Below are 15,311 nucleotides of genomic sequence, written 5' to 3'. Positions count from 1 at the left end.
AGGGCCGCACCCCCGGCCGCGGCCCGGCTGCCTCGGCAGAGGCCCACTGCCCCCACGAACTCCCGGTGGGGATGCACTGCGAGCGCTCTATCCTCGCAGTGCGGTGCACATCGGTGGCGCAGGAGATGACCCCCACGAAGGCGAGAAACAGAGATGACCAGGCACGTCGATGCGGCGGATCCGCGCAGGAAGCGCGCGACCATCAGAGAGGTCGCCCAGCTCGCGGGTGTGTCCCATCAGACCGTCTCGCGCTACCTGCGGAATAACGGGGGCCTGAAGCCTGCCACCCGCACCAAGATCGACCAGGCCATCGCAGAGCTCGACTACTACCCGAGCGTCATCGCGCAGTCGATGCGGACCCACCGGTCCAACCGCATCGCCATCATCCTGCCCGAGCTGACGGACTTCGTTCCCATCCCCATGCTGAGGGGTGCCTCGGCGGCCGCCCGCGAGGCCGGATACATGACCGACGTTGTCGGCCTCGAGGGCGGGGAAGGCAGGCGAGCGGAGAGCGCCCGGGCGCTGTTCGCCTCAGGGCAGGCCGAGGGCATCTTGTCGTTCACACCGCTGGGGCCCGTTACCGACGAGCTGAAAGAGCGCTACCCGGTGGTGGTCTTCGGGGAGTACGACGACGACATGCACTCCCAGGGCGAGATGGCGGACGGCGGGCCCACGGAGGACATCATCCGCTACCTGGCCAGTCTGGGGCACCGTCGCTTCATGCACATTGCGGGGAGGCACAACTGGGCATCTGCGGACAACCGGCGCGCGGTCTATGCAGAGACTATCGCGAAGCTCGGCCTGGAGTCCTACGCCATTGTGGACGGCGACTGGTCGGCGGAGTCCGGCTACCGTGCCGCCCATGAGCTGCCGGCGGAATGCGGCGTCACTGCCGTGTTCGCCGCGAACGACTACGTCGCCATGGGAGCGATCCGCGGCTTTCAGGACCGGGGTGTGCGAGTCCCCGAGGATGTGAGCGTCTTCGGCTGGGACAACGAGCAGTTCGGCCTGTTCTTGCAGCCCACGCTCTCCTCCGTGAAGAGTGACGGCGAGTCACTCGGCAGGCAGGCGATGCTCTCCTTGCTGGCAACCATCCGAGACGAACCCACACCAGATATTCGCGTAAGCAACTTCTATGAGCTGATTCCGCGAGGATCAAGCGGCCCTGCCCCGAAAATCCGCTAGATCTCACCGATCATCAAAGGTGGCGACAGCAAAAGTGACTGTTCGCCCTGCGAAGTCTTGACGAGAAAGGTGAACGGTCACTATTTTTCTGATGCCGCCACGTTTACGGCGCGGCAGGCACTCTCACCCTCTCTGACTTCATCTCGCAGTGCTCTCACCAAGGCAGCCCAGGGGCCAGCTGTTCCTGAGTGCACTGCCGTGAAAGGAACTAGCATGGCATCACAGGGTGTTACCCGCGATCCGCCCAGGCATCTGCCGTAGCCGGCAAAGGTCGAAACATGCTGCCGCGGCTGTCCTGATACCGACGCCCAACCGGGCTCGCCCTCGGCGTCAGTCGCACTCTCCCGCCATCTGACACCGTGCTGGCCAGTGCCGTCTGCAGCACCTTGGACACGGAGCACCGTCCCAGGTCAGCCACCGTGTGCTGACTTGTCGTCCCTCACCGGGGCACCTTCCAGGCCCGGCCTCATTCTCCCGCCGGGCGGGTCACTCCCGATTCCGTCCGGCGGGCCTTTGACCAGGACCGCACCTGGTCGCCCACCTCCACCAGCCCTGCCTGAACACAGGCCCTGTCCCACCCTTCCAGGAGTACGCATGTCCCGCCGCTTCGCGGTGATCGGCCTCGGCCACCGAGCGCAGATGTATGTCGACGCTCTCATCGGCGACTGGAGCGACACCGGACAACTGGTCGCCTTCTGCGACACCAACCGCAGCCGTATGGAGTTCCACAACGCCCGTGTGGAGGCCGCCGGTTACGCCCGGGCCGCCTGCTACGACCCCTCAGACCTGGACACCGTCCTCGCCCAGGCCGACGCAGTCGTCGTCGCCACCCCGGATGCCACACACGCACGCTACGTGTGTGCGGCCCTGGACGCCGGGGTGGACGTCATCGTGGAGAAGCCGTTGACCACTGACGCGGAGGGCTGTGCGCGGATCGCTGATGCCGCTGCGCGCAGCTCCGCTCAGCTCGTCGTCGCTTTCAACTACCGCTATTCGCCGCGGAACTCGGCTGTCCGAGAACTCATCGCAACGGGCCGCATAGGTGACGTCACTTCCGTCCACTTCGAGTGGATGCTGGACACGGTTCACGGCGCCGACTACTTCCGCCGCTGGCACCGGTGCCGTGAGAATTCCGGCGGACTGCTGGTCCACAAGTCCACCCACCACTTCGACCTGGTCAACTGGTGGCTGGGCAGTCACCCCGAGCTCGTGTTCGCCCAGAACAGCCGCCGCTTCTACGGGGCCACCGGCGCCGGCGCCGTGCAGTCGGCGTCTCCCCGGCCTTCCCGGTCCCACGGCGCGACGGCACTAGGCAGCGATCCGTTCCTGATCGACCTGGCCGCTGACCCGCGGCTGAAGAGCCTGTATCTGGATGCCGAACACGAGGACGGCTATCTGCGCGACCTGGATGCCTTCAGCGAGGGCATCGACATCGACGACACCATGTCCGTCATGGTCCGTTACGCGAGCAAGGCCGTGCTGACGTACTCCCTCACTGCGTATTCACCCTACGAGGGCTACCGGGTGGCCATCAACGGCACCCGCGGACGCCTGGAACTGGAAGTGTGCGAGCGGCTGTGGACACCGGTCGGCTCTGCCATCGACCCGTCCATGGCAGAGCACGAGGGCTATGAGGGCCTCACCGTGCAGGAGCACTGGAAGCGTCCCGAGGAGATCGCGATCCTTCAGGGCAGCGGGGCGCACGGGGGGGGGCGACGCACTCCTTCTTGACGATGTCTTCCGCCGCACAAGTGCGGACCCTCTGGCCCGTCAGGCCGACTTCCGGGACGGACTGCGCAGTGTCCTCACTGGTGTTGCAGCGGACGCATCGGGCCGTTCCGGGACGCCGGTGCTGCTCACAGAGGAAGGCACCCAAATCGTGCCCGGTTAGTGACCTCTCCAGCCTGTCCGGGATCTCGCGACCAGCGCCCCGCCTCCCCCTCCCACCGCCCACGTGCTGCTCCAAAAGGTGACCCATGGCCTTGTTCGACCTTCCCCTCCCCGATCTGCGTGCCTACCACGGTTCCACCAGCGCACCGGACGACTTCGATCTCTTCTGGTCCCAGACCCTGGCGGAGACGCGCCAGCACGACCTGGAGGCCCGCTTTGACGAAGTCGATTCCGGCCTGACGACCGTTCGGACCTTCGACGTGACCTTCGCCGGCTTCGCCGGCCACCCGATCAAGGGTTGGCTCATCCTGCCCGCCGACGCGGAGGGACCCCTCCCCGTGGTGGTGCAGTACATCGGCTACGGCGGCGGCCGCGGCCTTCGCCACAAGCATCTGCTCTGGGCATCGACAGGGCGTGCCCACTTCGTGATGGACACACGAGGGCAGGGGGCGAAGATGGAGGGCGGCGACACACCCGATCCCGTGGGCTCGGGCCCCTCCTACCCCGGCTTCATGACCCGGGGTATCGAAGCTCCGGAGGACTACTACTACCGTCGGCTGTTCGCGGATGCGGTGCGCGCCGTCGAGGCTGCTCACGCCCATCCGCTTGTCGACGCGAGCCGCACGGCCGTCCTTGGGACCAGCCAAGGCGGCGGTATCGCGATCGCTGCAGCGGGCCTCACCGAAGGTCTGACGGCCGCGATGGTCAACGTGCCTTTCCTGTGCGACTTCCCGCGTGCCCTGACCCTCACCGACCGCCGTCCCTATCGCGAGATCGGCGACTTCCTCCAGACCCACCGCACACAGGTGACCCAGGCGCGCCGTACTCTCTCCTACTTCGACGGTGTGCACTTCGCCGCGCGCGCGAGTGCCCCCACCCTCTTCTCAACGGCTCTGGAAGACCAGACCTGTCCGCCCTCCACCGTGTTCGCGGCATACAACGCCTGGGCGCATCAGGACAAGGCCATCGAGGTGTACGAGTTCAATGCGCATGAGGGTGGCGGCAGCTATCACGAAACCGTCGAACTGGGCTGGCTGAAGGGCTACATGTGAGGGCGGTGCCCCAGATGTCGTGTGCTGCGACTGCGCAGATACGCGCCGTCTGACACGCTTGCCGCGACTGGTCCTGACGAACGCGGCAGGCAGGTCTGCCGCGGTCTGGAATCTGACCGGCCTCCGGGTGCAGGTCGCACAGTGAGTCTCTCTCCAGCGGGTAGCTCCACGTGAAGAAAGGAGCGTCCTCCTGATGGCTCGCCGCGTGGGTATCAAGGACGTGGCTCGATTCGCCGGGGTGTCCATCGGGACGGTCTCGAATGTGTTCAACCACCCCGAGGTGGTCAGGCCCGCAACCCGCGAACGGGTTCTGGCGGCAAGTGACCAGCTCGGCTACGTGCGCAGCGCGTGTGCGTGGCAGACACGCGTGGGCCACAGTCGCATGATGGGCCTGCTAGTCCTGGACATGAGCAATCCGTTCTTCGTCAGCATCGCCCGCGGCGCCAAGCGCACAGCCCGAAGCAGGGGGCTTGGTGTCATGATCTGCAACAGCGCTCACAGCCAGCAGAGCGAGGCGGAGTACTTGTCCTTCTTCGCCGAGCGGCAAGTGCGCGGGGTGCTCGTGACCCCCACGACTGCCCGGGGAGACGGCATCGCCGCCTTCCGCCGCGCCGACGTTCCCTTCGTCCTCGTCGACCGCGTCGCGGACGACCCCGACAGGTGTTCCGTCTCGGTCGACGACATCGCCGGCGGGGCGCTGGCTGTGCGGCATCTGCTAGCGACTGGTCATCGCTCGATCGCCTACGTCAGCGGCCCCGGGGCTCTGAGCCAGATACGAGACCGTCGGACGGGAGCGCTCCAGGCACTGCGCGAGGCAGGGTACGGGCCCCGCCTCCTGCGGGAACTGGCCGCCGAGCGCCTCGATGTCACTGCTGGCTGGGACGCGGGTACTCGGCTTCTGGGCATGCCGGACCGACCCACAGCAGTGTTTTGCGCCAACGACCTGCTCGCGCTCGGGGTGCTCCAGGCTGTTCTCGCAGCAGACATGCAGGTCCCCAAGGACATTGCCATCGTCGGGTACGACGACAACGAATTCGCGGCAGCAGCGGCCGTCCCGCTGACCTCCGTACGGCAGCCGGCCCTGTCCATGGGTGCTACGGCCGCCGAGCTCCTCCTCGACGAGGCAGACAATCCCCGGCAGCACAGGCATCGCAACATAATCCTGATGCCTGAGCTCATCGTCCGCCAATCCTCCTTGACGCGTCCCGGGGCCAACCGGGGGTGCTTCAGAGAAGTCTGAGCCACCGCGCACTCGTGATTCGGTGTCCGCGGAACGGTGGCACAGGCCTGCATCCGTTGGCACCGCGCCTGGTCGTCCTCCTCAGGCAGCCAGAGTTTCAGTGCCCTCGACCAGGACTCCGCGTTCGAATCGGGCCCGGCGCGCACGAGGGCGACGAGGTTGGGTGCGTTCACGGCCCGCCACCGCTGTTGGGCAGACTCGACGAGTTTGAAGACCATGGCGAGTGCGGCGGCCGCACTACCCGCGCCCCGGGTGACCTTCGTGCGGAGCCGGACCGTGGCGACGGTTCTCGGACAGGCCGACGTGGTCGGTGAGGATGTACAGCTGATAGCTGTTGATCATGAAGTAGCCGAGGACGAGCAGGAGCCGCCCCCACAGGGCCCAGTGGAAGTACGGTGCTTCTCTGGGGACATTCACTGACCTGAGCAGGGTTGTGGCGGTCAGCCTCGGACTTTGCCCGAGTAGCCACGAAGCCGGTGCCCGGGGAGTCCAGGAACGCAGCACCGACCAGGGGTCTGCCGCACGATCGAGTGACATCTGAACTGGCTTGCCCTGTGGGGCGGGTGGGAAGGATGTCGCTGTGCCCAAGCCTTATCCGGAGGAGTTCCGCCAGGACGTCGTGCGGGTCGCGAGGAACCGCGGGCCGGGTGTGACGGTCGAGCAGGTGCCCACCGACTTCGGAGTCCATCCGATGACGTTGTGGAAGTGGATGCGTCGCGCGGAGATCGACGACGGAACCAAGCCCGGGACGATCAGCCAGGAGAGCGCCGAGCTTCGGGAAGCGCGTCGGCGGACCAAGCTGCTGGAGCAGGAGAACGAGGTTCTGCGGCGGGCCGCTGCCTATCTGTCGCAGGCGCATCTGCCGGGAAAAGGATCTACCCGCTCGTGAAGGAGCTGGCCGGGGGCGGGGTGCCCGTCACGGTTGCGTGCCGGGTGCTGAAGCTCGCCAGGCAGCCCTACTACCGATGGCTGGACCAGCCGGTGACCGCTGCCATGCTGGAGGAGGCGTATCGCGCGAACGCGCTGTTCGACGCGCACCGTGACGACCCAGAGTTCGGCTACCGCTTCCTGGCCGACGGAGCCCGCGGCGCCGGGGCCGTGATGGCGGACCGGACTGCCTGGCGGATCTGCCGGGACAACCGCTGGTGGAGCGTGTTCGGCAAGAAGCGCGGCAAGGGTAAGAGGGCCGGCCCGCCGGTGCACGACGACCTGGTCCTCCGTGACTTCACCGCGGCCTGTGCGAATCGGCTGTGGCTCGCCGACATCACCGAGCACGCCACTGGCGAAGGCAAGCTCTATCTCTGTGCGATCAAGGACGTCTTCAGCAACAGGATCGTGGGCTACTCCATCGACGAGCGGATGAAGTCCCGCCTGGCCGTGACGGCCCTGGACAACGCTGTGGCCCGGCGTGGAGACGTTGCCGGGTGCATTCTGCACAGCGATCGCGGATCGCAGTTCCGCTCCCGGAAGTTCGTCCGGGCGCTCGACCGCCACCGGATGGCCGGATCGATAGGGAGGGTCGGGGCTGCGGGCGACAACGCGGCCATGGAGCCCTTCTTCAGCCTGCTGCAGAAGAACGTCCCTGACCGCCGTGTCTGGGCCACCCGCGCAGAACTCCGGATCGCGATCGTGACCTGGATCGAGCGGACCTACCACCGACGCCGCAGACAAGCCTCACTCGGCCGGCTGACCCCCATCGAATTCGAGACCGTCATGACCAGGCCGGCCCTCCAGGCCGCGTGACCGAACCTGTCACCCGAACCTGCATCAGACCCGCTCTTGTGGGATCCCCACAAGGCATCAGCACGAACAGCCCTGCCCCTATCCAACGCCCGACTCGATCGCCGGACAGGTCAGCATCGGCCCGACCTCTACCAACCCTGCAAACATTTACGCGATCGCCGGAAATACGCAAAGGGCTCTTAAACCTCACCTGACGGCACGTCAGCAAAGTCAGCATTGAGTCAGCAAGTGTCCTGCCACAGCTGCCCACAGCCAGCCACACCGTGGGATCGCCAACCACTCCGGCCTGAGGTCGGCGAGCTGTTCAGGAGCTATCCGGCTGGGGGCCGCAAGCAACGAGGATTGCTGACCGCCTACACCCCCGACAGTCAGTAAAATCGACGCATTACCGCAGGTCAGCGCGTCCTCCCTCGCGGTTTCAACGGCACCGCCGGCAGCGCCGGGGCGGGCAGTGGAGCCCCGTCGTAGCCCTTCACCTCGCCGAACCGTGTCCCTTCCATCCAGTCCCGGTGGGCCTGTACGATCTCCTCCTGGGAGCGCCCGATCCAGTTCCAGAACATATCGAGCCCTGCACTCATAACCGCAGGTCAGCGGCATGCCAACCCTCTCACTCCCAGCAAACCGTCAGCATCGGTCATGGAGGAGTCAGCAATATGGGTTCTGCTGCCCTGATTCGTGGGATGGGGTCGTTTTTCAAGGGGTGTGAGCATCCGCGGTCGCGGTGGTCGAAGTGTCCGCACCCGTACAGGGTCCGCTATCGGTCGGCGGCCGGGCGGCGGGTGGAGGAGTCCGGGTTTGCGACCCAGGACAAGGCGATCGCGCGTTTGACGGAGGTCTACAACGCGAAGAAGGCCGCGCCGCGAGGACAGGCGAAGGCGGAACGGATCGCCCGATACGGGGTCATGCGGTTCGAGGAATACGCCGGCGAGTGGAAGGCGGGGCAGCGGGATCTGGGGCCGGCGTCGGTGCAGGGCAGTGCGGTGGGCCCGAGGCAGCGGAGCGACCGCCGGGTGCCGAGGGGCGAGCATGGCCAGGACGAGTTCCTTGCCGACCAGCCGCCACCGCTCATTGGTGGTCCCGGTGAACTAGAAACGGCGGGTGGCCAGGGCGAGTTGGACGGTCAGGCCGACGACATCGGTGAAGTCCCAGACGTCGTCCTCGAACACCGGACGGGTGCCTCCTTCAGGGAGGAAGAATCCGGCTTCGCGGCAGACATCGGCGCCGGCAAAGACCGAGGAACGGCCGTCGAAGACGGCAGCCGGGGCGAGGACGGTGGTCACGCGGTCATCTCCTTCGGCCGCAGGGGAAGTTCGTCGTCCAGGTCCTCGACATGGGAGGCAGCCGCGGCCAGGACGGCAGGGTCGAAGCGGTCCAGGGCCTGCTGGATGCGGGTTGTGTAAGGGCCGAATACGGCCATGAAGTGGGCGGCCGGCATCTGCTGCCACTGCCGGGAGAAGAACCGAACCTTCAGCGGCCCCGCGGCCCGGTGTTCGACGTACCGGCTCAGGCCCGCCTTCAGCCGCACCTGCGAGTCGAACAGACCCACCCCGTGCTCGGCCAGGAACTCCATCCACTCCTTGAGGGCCGACGCGTATTTCTCCCACGAGCTCGGTGCCGGCGCCCCGCTGGCCGGGAGCTCACGCAGCCACCGGTTCACCACCGCCGTCGGACGCGGCGCGGCCGGGCCGTCCACGGAGCACAGGTCGTTGTCGACGAGCACGGGCACCCCCTCGGGGATCAACAGCCGATGCTCGACGTCCCTGGACTCCCAGCCTCGGGACGAGAAGAAGCTCAGGATCATGGGCACCGGCAGTAGAAACACCACACGCCTCAGTGCGAAGCCCAAACCCCCAGGTCACCGGCTCGGTTGAAGCTAATCGCCACACAGAAACTAAGCGGAGACAAAGTGCCTGAGCCGGTGCGGAGCGACCTCGGGGAAGCGCGGCTCGAACCGTTCACGGATGCGGCGGCCCGTGCGACGGAACAACGTTCCCCAGTCGACGAACGGCCGACCGTCGTAGCTGAGCGCCAGCAGCAGCGAACCTCCCTCCGGTCCGACCAGCCGCAGCCGTTCGGCCGGCCCCAGCTGAGACCAGGCCGTCCGCCGGCCATTGACCCGACCGCCATGGAAGTCGGCCTCCTCCACCACCAACGGCTTTCGTGGCCTCCACGGCCCGCGGCTCAGTTCACGCTCCAGGGCGATATAGGAGTGAATTGCTATCAGCAACCCGTAGTCGATCCAGGTCGTGCGGAACTTCCTGCCCTTGGCCGCCAGCTCCGGCACCGCCCAGGGGATGGGCACTTCGGTCGGTTCGGCGGGCAGCGGCGGCACCTCATGAACCAGCAGGTGGCTGAACTCCCGGCGCCGCATCCCCGTGCCCAGTAGGAGACCGCCCATCGCCGCGTTCCGCCCGGGGAACCGGCCTCGGAAGCCTTCGTCCTCCAGCCCGCCCGGACCCAGACCGGCCAGGCCGTGGCGGAACAGTTCGGCGAAGTCGCCCTCCAGATACTGGATCTTCACGTGCGGCTTCGGCCGCCTCAGCCTCGCCAGGTTCCGCTCGCCCTGCACCAGTCGGCCGTCCACCATCCGAATCCCGACGGCCTGCGTAAACGGCACCGCCGACGTCAGGCCCTCGAACACCGCCCAGCTGTAGAACCGGCTGAGCGCGGTCACCTGAAGCTCCCACGACGACGACACCAGCCGCTCGTCCAGTGGCCCGGACAGCCGCCGGTCCGCATACGTACCCAGCGCGGCCACCAGCTCCCGCCGCGAACTGAACACCGCAACTCGGTGCCGCCGCGGATGCATCAGCCAATCCCGGGCCGCCAGCGCGTACGCCCGCCACGAATTCGGCGACGGTGCCCCGCTCGACGGCAGCGTACGAAGCCAGGCATTCACCGCCCGCGTCGCCCTGGGACCGTTCTCGTCTTCGGACAAGAAGTCGTCGTCGAACAGCACCGGCATCCGCTCAGGGATCAACGGCTCGCCACCGAGCCCCCAGGACTGCCAACCCTCGGCAGAAAAGGAAGTGCCCCAACACGCGGCGGGACGCTACGTCCGCGACACGACCCTCATCAACTGCTAACCCCACGCCTGATCAACGGGAGTTGAGGAATGTGAGAAACGGCAAGAAAGCAGCGACAACCGCACACCACAGATAGTCCACCGCCACGCCCTGCCCGTACGTCGAGAGGCTCCTCCCACGACCGCAGACACCACACGTGCCGCAACCCCTCACGAGGTCGGCCTCTGCAGGCGATCAGGCCGCCGCGTAGCTTGCCCGGAACAGGTCCTGCGCCCGCTCCACGTCCCCGAGCGTACGGAGCTTGACCTCCAGATCACCCGTGCCGTGGTGACCGAGACCGGACACGTCCCGGGTGAAGCCTGGAACAAGATCGACGTCCTTCGGGTCGACCTTCGGATAGACCAGCAGCTTGCTGCGCTGCGGCGGGCACATGCAGGCGAAGTTCCGCAGCCGCTGATACGCCCGGTAGGTCTTGCGCTCCACCCGGTTCACGCCGTCCCCGAGCCCGAGCAGGACCTCGTCGACCGCACCCGCCAACTCGCGCATCGCCAACCCCTGGACATCAGCCGCCGCCCGGGCAACAGCCTGGCGCCGCGCATGGCGGGACACCTGCGTGCCCCCGCTCACGGAGGCCACGGTCTCAAGCCCGAGCAGGTCCCTGCCGAAGAGTCGATAGCGGACCAGGTCGATCGACCTCCGGTGCTCGCACACTGCGTGCACGTCGTAGCGGGTGAAGTCGCCGGCGATGCAGATCAGGCGCGGTCCGCTCCACAGGACCTGGGACACGGCCGTCACCCCGAGCCGGTCGCGGACCAGGTGCTCGAACTCCGCCCGGTGGTCCATCAGCCAGGCCAGGTAGAACAGGCCCTGGTTGATGACGCCGGCGTCCGTGCCGCGCTTGTACTCGACGATGACCGGCGATCCGTTCTCGTCCAGTCCGAGCGAGTCGATCCGGCCCCCGTGGGCGGGCCCAGTGCTGTACTCGCTCGCCAGAAACCGGACGCCCAGCAGCGTCTCCATGTGCGCCTCGACAAGGCCCTGCACATCGGCCTCGACCTCAGCAAGACGCGGCGTGACCTCCGTCATGCCGCTATTCGTCGTGTCCGTGCGGAACAGCTTCAGGCCCGACACCTTCCCCTCCTCGGCTCGGAGATCACCAACGCCGACGGGGTGCGGGATTGTTTCCGCGAGAGCCTTCGGGGGCGTGAAGATAGTGTGGGACCCTACGTACGGCCCCATCAGGGAGCGCTTGCGTCCCCCGGTCACCGGGAATCCGCGATCCCCCATGCATCCCCCCGCGACCTTGGGGACAGCTCCCGGAAGCTGCGTTTACGCAGGTCAGCCCCCGTAGCTCAGCGGATAGAGCACGTGCCTTCTAAGACGTCATTTCATTTGGTGAGTCTGCGATGGCATATGAGGGTCGCGGCGAGGGCGGTGAAGGCGAGGAAGTGTTCCGGCTTGCGTTCGTAGCGGCGGTGGAGGCGGCGGCAGCCGGACAGCCAGGACACGGTCCGTTCTACGACCCAGCGGTGTCGGCCCAGGTGTCGGGATGACTCAATGCCCTTGCGGGCGAGGCGGTGCCGGATGCCGCGGGATGCGAGCCATCGGCGCAGGTGGCGGTAGTCGTAGCCCTTGTCTCCGTGCAGTTTGCCGGGGCACCGGCGTCGTGGGCCGCGGCGGGAGCGGATGGGTGGGATGCCGCGGACCAGTGGGATGAGGGCCTGGCTGTCGTGTCGGTCGACGATGAGGTGGATTCGATCCCTTCTTGCCGCGGTCGGTCGGATTCGGTCCCGTCAGGTGCCCCCTTTGAGGGCTCGGACGCTGACGGAGTCGATCGCGCACCCCGACCAGTCCAGCTCGCCCCGGGCACCGAGTCCGTCCAGGACCAGGCGGTGGAGCTTGGCCCACACCCTGGCCTCGGTCCACTCGGTGAACCGCCGGAAGGCCGTCACACCCGACAGGCCGAAGCCCGGCGGCAGTTGATTCCAGGTGCAGCCCGATGTGGCCACGAAGATGATCGCGGCCAGCACCTCGCGGTCCCCACGCGGACGGTGCCCTCCACCTTGCGGGCGAACCGGCGCCGGCGGCACCACCCGCTGGAACAAGGACCACAGGTCCTCCGGCGCCATCCGCTCGACATGCGCAGCAGTCATCACCCCAGAGTGCCGCAAGATCACGCCAAGTGAAATAGCGTCTAAGGCGACTGGTCGGGGTTGCCGACGTGCCCGATCATCCGTCCTGGCTCGATCGTCTCCGAACATTCCAGCGACGCTGGGTAGGCTCCGCCAAGGCCCAATGGGTCCGCCGTTCGGACTATCGCAGGGTTCGCCCGACAAGGCATGAGGAGATCAGCAAGTCGTAAGACACCCTGATCCACGCGTCATGGCTATTCCTCACAGGCTCCACAGAAGCAGGAAGGACCACGGTATCGATGGGACTGATCCAGGTTGGGGTCGTGGGCCTGGCCGTGCTTCTGCGACTGACAGTCTTCGGCTGGTACGCCCTTATCACCATCGCCGTGAGCGCCCTGTCGCTCGGCACCGTGCCCGCGATCGTGGTCGGGCCCCTGCTGTACGCCGGATTTTCCGCTCCACCGTCGGCGTGGCCTCTCCTTGCTGCGGCAGACGTGCTCCTCCTTGTGTGTGCTCTGATCTTCGAAGACGGGGGCGACAACACGTCCACCAGTCCGCTGCAGGCGCTCACCGGCTGCCGCGCCCCGTCCGGACATGCCTCGGACAGGGCATTGCGGTGCTGCGGCATCGCCTACCTCCTCACTCTGCCGGCACTCGTGATCTGGACCATCGTGGGCTGAGGACAGCTTCGTACATGACCTTCGTGCTGCCCTGCCGTCCTGGCAGCGTCAGGTGCAGGCGGCAGATACCGAGCAGCCGTGGTGAATACCGTCGCGCAGTCAAAGCATGGCGGCGCCAAGGCTCCTGGACCCAGCCGCATACGATCGGCCTTCGTCGCCCGCCTCCCAGGATCGAAAGTACCCGTGATGCACCTACATCCCAGCCCGTCCCCCGCTGCACCGCGGTGGCCACACTGCGGCTACGGTTCCAGCAGTCAGGACCCGGTCGCGGCTGCCGAGGCATACATACCCCCGGCCACACCGCCTACCTCACCCACCTGACCAACACCGACCGCCGCGCCTTTCCTGAACGACCTGCGCCCTCGCGCGGCCCTCGACCTGCGCGGCACCACGTTCGACGACGACAGTCCTGGAATACCTTGCTCGATGCTGTGCGCGATCTCGCCAGCGGCGTATCCACCTTCGGTAACGTGCAGTTCACGTCGGCGGTGTTCCGCCTGGACTCCTGGTTCGAGTCGAGTCGGTGACCTTCGACGACAACACCGTGTTCGACGCCGCTCTGTTTCAGGACAACGGTTGGTTCCCGGCGGCGACCTTCGCGTGGTCGGTCTCGTTCGAAGGGGCCGCCTTCAAGCAGTACACCAGGTTCGAAGAAGCGGCCTTCCGATCCACCGCCGGCTTCACAGCGGCGACCTTCCAGGCGGTTACCGGCACAGAAACCGGCACTTCGGTGGTCTTGGAGGTCCCGTGGCCAGTCGTAAGAGGATCAGTGCAAGTTCCGCGCGGCAGAAGGTCAGGAGAGCAGTGCGGGGCCTCAAGAGTGCGGAGCAGGACCACATCGAAACGGTCCGGTTGGTGCGGACGAGTGCGTCTGCGGCGGCTGGGCGCTTTGCTGGTCCGTTGTCCGAGCCGGTTGTGCGGATCACCTCTCAGCTCTGCCTGAGCTCTCAGCTCTGACGCGGACCGAGGGGCCGCATGACTCGCTGGGGTTGCGAACGGCTGGTGGGATGACGTGCCTTGAGTACTTCCATTAGGGAGCACGCGCACCCTGCATAGGCTCTGGCCTGCGAAAAGAGTCGCGACGAAGGAGGGGATGGATGGCGATTGTCGAGTTACCGACGCCCGTGTTCTGTGGCATCGACTGGGCCGCAGACCACCACGACATTGCACTCGTCGACGCCGGCGGAAGCCGACTCGCCAGGAGGCGCATCAGCGACGATGCTGCAGGGTTCACCCAGCTCACAGACCTACTGACCGAACACGGAGACAGCGATGTCGCCCCGATCCCCGTGGCGATCGAGACGTCACGCGGGCTCCTCGTCGCCTGCCTGCGGGCCACCGGGCGGCCGGTCTTCGCGATCAACCCGATGGCAGTTGCCCACTACCGAGACCGCCACTCCGTTGCCCGCAAGAAGTCGGACGCCGTCGATGCCGCGGTCCCGGCCAACATCCTGCGAACGGATATGGCCGCCCACCGACCGCTGCCTGCGGACTCCGAGCTCGTCCAGGCCATCGCCGTGCTCGCCCGGGCCCAACAGGACGCAGTCTGGGCCCGCGGCCAGGCCCACAACAAGCTTCGGTCCCAGCTCAGAGAGTTCTACCCTGCGATCCTCGGCGCCTTCGCCCAGCACAAGCACGATCTGTGTTCAAGGGAAGCCCGCGCCATCCTGGCCGCAGCACCGACTCCTACGATGGCTGCGAAGCTGACACGGCGACGCCTGCAGACCCTGTTCAAGCAGGCCGGCCGAGTCCGCGGCATCCAGGCCGACGCCGAAAGGCTCCACGAGGTCTTCAAACGCGACTACCTCCACCAGCTTCCGCAGGTCGAAGCCGCCCTCGGACAGCAGACCTCCGCTTTGCTCAGACAGCTGAACATCGCCTGCGACAACGCCGACCAGCTCGAAGACGCCGTGACACAAGCCTTCGAAGAGCATCCGGATGCACCGATCACCTGCAGCTTTCCAGGTCTCGCCGCACTGACCGGCGCCCGAATCCTTGCGGAGATCGGCGACGACCGGGCCCGGTTCGCCGATGCCGGATCCTTGAAGGCATACGCGGGAAGCGCTCCGGTCACGAGAGTCAGCGGCAAGAGCTGCAAGGTCATGAGCCGGAAGGTCAAGAACCAGCGACTGGCTGCCGTCGGTTACGTCTGGGCCTTCGTCTCTCTCACCAGGTCGCCCGGCGCCAGAGCCCACTACGACCGCCGACGAGCAGCTGGCGACCGCCATGTCGCGGCACAGCGGAACCTCTTCAAACGCTTCATGGGCATGCTGTTCCACTGCCTCCAGAACAGTCACACCTACGACGAAGCAATCGCCTTCCCACAGCCCTCAGCCGGACATACCGCAGCGGCAGCTTGACGC

12 protein-coding genes and 3 pseudogenes are annotated in these 15,311 nt (G+C 66.7%); 7 read left to right on the top strand and 8 right to left on the bottom strand.

Annotated features, from left to right (window positions below; translation table 11 throughout):
- The first annotated feature begins 153 nt into the window (after positions 1-153).
- The 4 genes from ACZ7MF_RS11715 to ACZ7MF_RS11700 all read left to right on the top strand — a co-directional run bounded on the left by ACZ7MF_RS11715 (position 154) and on the right by ACZ7MF_RS11700 (position 5,367).
- Positions 154-1,185: a LacI family DNA-binding transcriptional regulator gene (locus ACZ7MF_RS11715; protein ID WP_471476075.1), complete on the top strand. Its 1,032-nt coding sequence runs from the start codon at positions 154-156 to the stop codon at positions 1,183-1,185.
- Positions 1,186-1,779: 594 nt separating this feature from the next.
- Entirely contained in the window at positions 1,780-2,916 is a 1,137-nt protein-coding gene (locus ACZ7MF_RS11710) for a Gfo/Idh/MocA family protein (RefSeq protein WP_471476073.1), read from the top strand.
- Between the two features lie 245 nt (positions 2,917-3,161).
- Positions 3,162-4,127, top strand: coding sequence for an acetylxylan esterase (locus ACZ7MF_RS11705; RefSeq protein WP_471476071.1), 966 nt, complete (start codon positions 3,162-3,164; stop codon positions 4,125-4,127).
- Between the two features lie 193 nt (positions 4,128-4,320).
- On the top strand, positions 4,321-5,367 hold the full coding sequence (locus tag ACZ7MF_RS11700; protein WP_471476069.1) for a LacI family DNA-binding transcriptional regulator: 1,047 nt from the start codon (positions 4,321-4,323) through the stop codon (positions 5,365-5,367).
- Positions 5,368-5,448: 81 nt separating this feature from the next.
- On the opposite strand, the pseudogene ACZ7MF_RS11695 reads toward ACZ7MF_RS11700, so the two are convergent.
- Together ACZ7MF_RS11695 and ACZ7MF_RS11690 are read right to left on the bottom strand one after the other, a co-directional pair.
- A pseudogene (locus ACZ7MF_RS11695) lies at positions 5,449-5,654 on the bottom strand (IS256 family transposase); the annotation flags it as partial.
- Positions 5,605-5,784 carry a hypothetical protein gene (locus tag ACZ7MF_RS11690; protein WP_471476067.1) on the bottom strand — a complete coding sequence of 60 codons (180 nt, stop codon included), beginning with the start codon at positions 5,782-5,784 and terminating at the stop codon, positions 5,605-5,607. The gene ACZ7MF_RS11690 and the pseudogene ACZ7MF_RS11695, both read right to left, overlap by 50 nt.
- A gap of 163 nt (positions 5,785-5,947) precedes the next feature.
- Between ACZ7MF_RS11690 and ACZ7MF_RS11685 the strand changes: the two genes are divergently transcribed.
- A protein-coding gene (locus ACZ7MF_RS11685; RefSeq protein WP_471476065.1) for an IS3 family transposase occupies positions 5,948-7,110 on the top strand; the annotation gives its coding sequence in 2 pieces (ribosomal slippage) (positions 5,948-6,232 and positions 6,235-7,110; 1,161 coding nt in all).
- Between the two features lie 395 nt (positions 7,111-7,505).
- Here the strand turns inward: ACZ7MF_RS11685 and ACZ7MF_RS11680 are convergent.
- The 6 genes and pseudogenes from ACZ7MF_RS11680 to ACZ7MF_RS11655 form a co-directional block, all read right to left on the bottom strand.
- Positions 7,506-7,676: pseudogene (locus ACZ7MF_RS11680) on the bottom strand (pirin family protein); the annotation flags it as partial.
- A gap of 519 nt (positions 7,677-8,195) precedes the next feature.
- Positions 8,196-8,390 (bottom strand): hypothetical protein, encoded by a 195-nt coding sequence (locus tag ACZ7MF_RS11675; RefSeq protein ID WP_471476064.1) that lies wholly within the window; start codon positions 8,388-8,390, stop codon positions 8,196-8,198.
- On the bottom strand, positions 8,387-8,911 hold the full coding sequence (locus tag ACZ7MF_RS11670; protein WP_471476062.1) for a hypothetical protein: 525 nt from the start codon (positions 8,909-8,911) through the stop codon (positions 8,387-8,389). Before ACZ7MF_RS11670 ends, ACZ7MF_RS11675 begins: the two co-directional genes overlap by 4 nt.
- 90 nt (positions 8,912-9,001) lie before the next feature.
- Positions 9,002-10,075: a site-specific integrase gene (locus ACZ7MF_RS11665; protein ID WP_471476060.1), complete on the bottom strand. Its 1,074-nt coding sequence runs from the start codon at positions 10,073-10,075 to the stop codon at positions 9,002-9,004.
- Between the two features lie 295 nt (positions 10,076-10,370).
- On the bottom strand, positions 10,371-11,267 hold the full coding sequence (locus ACZ7MF_RS11660) for a DUF5655 domain-containing protein (RefSeq protein WP_471476058.1): 897 nt from the start codon (positions 11,265-11,267) through the stop codon (positions 10,371-10,373).
- Positions 11,268-11,524: 257 nt separating this feature from the next.
- Positions 11,525-12,289, bottom strand: a pseudogene (locus ACZ7MF_RS11655) (IS5 family transposase).
- 278 nt (positions 12,290-12,567) lie between these two features.
- Here ACZ7MF_RS11655 and ACZ7MF_RS11650 point away from each other — a divergent pair.
- Together ACZ7MF_RS11650 and ACZ7MF_RS11645 are read left to right on the top strand one after the other, a co-directional pair.
- Positions 12,568-12,948, top strand: a complete 381-nt coding sequence (locus ACZ7MF_RS11650) for a hypothetical protein (protein WP_471476056.1) — start codon at positions 12,568-12,570, stop codon at positions 12,946-12,948.
- Between the two features lie 1,097 nt (positions 12,949-14,045).
- Entirely contained in the window at positions 14,046-15,308 is a 1,263-nt protein-coding gene (locus tag ACZ7MF_RS11645; RefSeq protein WP_471476054.1) for an IS110 family RNA-guided transposase, read from the top strand.
- The last annotated feature ends 3 nt before the right edge of the window (positions 15,309-15,311 follow it).

It is taken from the genome of Streptomyces sp. NPDC111628 (genome assembly GCF_055635195.1).
The sequence above is the reverse complement of the archived record's forward strand: the minus strand, read 5'-3'. Positions and strand labels throughout refer to the sequence as shown.